The organism is Psychrobacter sp. 1U2, assembly GCF_051847575.1.
The window spans coordinates 1-527 of the sequence record NZ_JBPYDC010001777.1 but is presented as its reverse complement, the minus strand read 5'-3'; the positions used below and the strand labels follow the sequence as shown (position 1 = coordinate 527).

Annotated in this window: 1 protein-coding gene; it reads right to left on the bottom strand. The window is 44.2% G+C overall.

Going from position 1 to position 527, the window contains the following annotated elements:
- Positions 1–527, bottom strand: a 527-nt coding sequence (gene secF / locus ACS8FD_RS24350; RefSeq protein WP_439277737.1) for a protein translocase subunit SecF, incomplete at both ends; no start/stop codon positions are given.

The window sequence follows — 527 nt, the reverse complement described above, 5'->3', positions numbered from 1 at the left end:
ACGAATAAGTACCAGCAAGCAGGCCAATGAATAGCGCTACTGAGAACCAATACAGTCCGTCACCGCCTAAGAACATCATGGCTAATACAACTAATAGCACTGTTGAAATAGTCATAATGGTACGGCGCAGCGTTTCTGTTAATGACAAATCAACCGTCTGACTGGGACTAATCCCGCGGACACGGCGGAAGTTTTCACGAATACGGTCGTAGACGACAATCGTATCGTTTAGTGAATAACCGATCAATGCCAATATGGCTGCCAATACGGTCAGATCAAAGGGGAAACCAAATAATGCAAAGACACCGATAGTAACGATAGCGTCATGAAACAACGACATGACCGCGCCAAGTGACAGCTTAAACTGAAAACGTAGAGCGACATATCCAAGCATACATACTAATGCTAGCCCTAACGCCATGACTGAGTTTAAATACACCTCGTTACCGACTTGACTGCCGATAATGTTAACGTTACTAATATCAGCAGTGTTATTAGGCAAAGCTAAAGCTTGAGTTAAGCTGGCG